Origin of the sequence: Kytococcus sp. HMSC28H12 (assembly GCF_001816045.1) — a bacterium.
Classification (GTDB): domain Bacteria; phylum Actinomycetota; class Actinomycetes; order Actinomycetales; family Dermatophilaceae; genus Kytococcus; species Kytococcus schroeteri.
In genome coordinates this window covers 1-2,183 of the sequence record NZ_KV824582.1, presented here as the reverse complement: position 1 = coordinate 2,183, position 2,183 = coordinate 1, and the positions used below count along the sequence as shown (strand labels likewise).

Annotated in this window: 3 protein-coding genes; all 3 read left to right on the top strand. The window is 75.2% G+C overall.

From position 1 onward, the window contains the following. The first annotated feature begins 3 nt into the window (after nucleotides 1–3). The 3 genes from HMPREF3099_RS12475 (at nucleotide 4) to HMPREF3099_RS09145 (ending at nucleotide 2,134) form a co-directional block, all read left to right on the top strand. Nucleotides 4–162 carry a helix-turn-helix domain-containing protein gene (locus tag HMPREF3099_RS12475; RefSeq protein ID WP_256374424.1) on the top strand — a complete coding sequence of 53 codons (159 nt, stop codon included), beginning with the start codon at nucleotides 4–6 and terminating at the stop codon, nucleotides 160–162. A gap of 31 nt (nucleotides 163–193) precedes the next feature. Further along, nucleotides 194–628 carry a hypothetical protein gene (locus HMPREF3099_RS09150; RefSeq protein WP_141762099.1) on the top strand — a complete coding sequence of 145 codons (435 nt, stop codon included), beginning with the start codon at nucleotides 194–196 and terminating at the stop codon, nucleotides 626–628. Nucleotides 629–763: 135 nt separating this feature from the next. Next, nucleotides 764–2,134, top strand: coding sequence for a hypothetical protein (locus HMPREF3099_RS09145; protein ID WP_070705675.1), 1,371 nt, complete (start codon nucleotides 764–766; stop codon nucleotides 2,132–2,134). Nucleotides 2,135–2,183: the final 49 nt, after the last annotated feature.

The window sequence follows — 2,183 nt, the reverse complement described above, 5'->3', positions numbered from 1 at the left end:
ATCGTGCAGGCGCTGCGGGAGGCCGACGGACCCCTGCCCCGCGCCGAGGTGCTGGCCGCCTCCGGCGCCCCCGAGGCCCAGGCCGAACGCTGCCTGGCCGGGTTGCTCGAGGACGGGCTGGCCGAGGGCGACGACGCCACCGGCTACGCGCTGCCGACCTGAGTGGGGCGCCTCGGCGGTAGATTCCGCCCTCGTGCGAGCGCGGACGTGGTGGGTGATGGTGGCGGCGGGCTTCCGCCGGCAGTCGGCCTACCGCCTGGCGATGCTGGCCGGCCTGGTGACCAACGTGGCCTTCGGCCTCATCCGCTCCGCCCAGCTCTCGGCCGCCTCGGACTCCGTGGGCGGCACGCGGGCCGGCTACGAGCAGGACCAGCTCATGGGCTTCGTGTGGCTCTCCCAGGGACTGCTCGGTGCGGTGAACCTGTTCGGCGCCACGGAGATCGCCGGCACGCAGGTGGTGGGCGTGGAGGCCGACGGGGCGCGGCAGAAGCTGGCCTTCGACGCCGCGACCACCACCGCGGCATCGGTGCTGGCCGAGGTGGGCGCCCGCGCGGAGGTGCGCGACCTCGCCATCGAGGAGCCGGACGCCGACGACGTGGTGCGGCGGCTCTACGAACGGCAGCGCTAGGCGGGGCGCTGACCGGCCCTCGTGTCGGCGCGCCGCCGGCCGTCTTCACGCCATCGCCACGGCGGGTTCACCCTGGGGCCACCCGCACGACGCACCATGCCGCGGTCCCGCTCCCGATCCCTCAGGAGGACGCCCGTGCGTCGCACCACCCTCGCCCTCACCCTCGCCCTGACCACCCCGTTGGCCCCGCTCTCCGCCGCCGCCGGTCCGGCCGCCGCGCCCGGCCACGGCGGCCCCGGTGGCCCCATCCACGGCACCTACCGCGTGACCTCCGGCGCCGATGCCGGCCGGGGCACCCTGCGCGCCGGCCTCGAGGCCGGGTACTCGCGCTTCGAGGTGGCCCGCACCGTGCGCACCATCGCCGTGGAGTCCACCTTGGAGTACGCCGGCACGCGCGAGCTGACCATCGACGGCCACGGAGCCACGCTGGCCGGCGACCACCTGCGCACCGACCTGCTGCACGTGACCTCCGGCGCGGACGTCACCCTGCGGGACCTCACGCTCACCGACGGCGGCGGCTGGACCATGGACCACGTGGCCACCGACGGCGAGGACGAGGGCTCGGCCTCCGCCCTGCACGTCGAGGTGCCCGCCGGTGCCACCGGCACCGTGGACCTCACCCTGCGCGACGTCACCGTGGACGGCGTGGCCGGCCACGGCGTGTGGGTGGACGACAACGCCGGCTCCGCGGCCTCCGTGCGCGCCAGCGTCCGCGACACCACCGTGCGTGACTCCGGCACCGGCGCCTTCGACCGCGACGGCGTGCGCGTCGACGAGACCGGCGAGGGCGACCTGGTCTGGGCCGGCCGGGACAACCTGTTCACCGGCATCGGCGCCGACGGGGTGGAGCTCGACGAACGCGGCGCCGGCGACGCGGTGGCCACCAGCCGCGGCACGGCGTTCACCGACAACGGCACCTACTGCCTGCCGCTGGCCGACCGCACCGACGAGGAGGAGCTCGCGTGCGTGGAGGACGGCGAGCTCGACCTCGACGACGGCATCGACGTGGACGAGGCCGACGCCGGCTCGATCGTGGCCCGCGTCTCGCGTGCGACCGTCACCGGCAACGCCGACGAGGGCCTGGACTGGGACGAGTCGGGCACCGGCTCCGTGGTCACCGACATCACCCGCTCGGAGCTCTCCGGCAACCGTGACGAGGGCTTCAAGACCACCGAGGAGGACGCCGGCGACGTGCTGGTCACCGCTTCGCGCACCCGCGTGCACGGCAACCTGGCCAATGACGGCATCCAGCTGGAGGAGGACGCCGCCGGTGACGTGCACGTGGCCCTGCACCGCGTGGAGGTGACCGACCAGGCCGAGGGCGACGGCGTGAAGGTGGACGAGGTGGACGCCGGCGACCTCACGATGCTGGTGACCCGCTCGGTGTTCGGCGGCAACGACGGCCAGGACCTCGACGTGAAGCAGGCCGACGAGGGCGCGGGCTGGCTGGCCGTGGTGCGCTCCGGCGAGGTGGACGCCAAGGCCAAGGGCATCGAGCTGCGCTGAGCGGCGCCGCGCGTACGGCGGAGGGCCGGCACCCGTGTGGGTGCCGGCC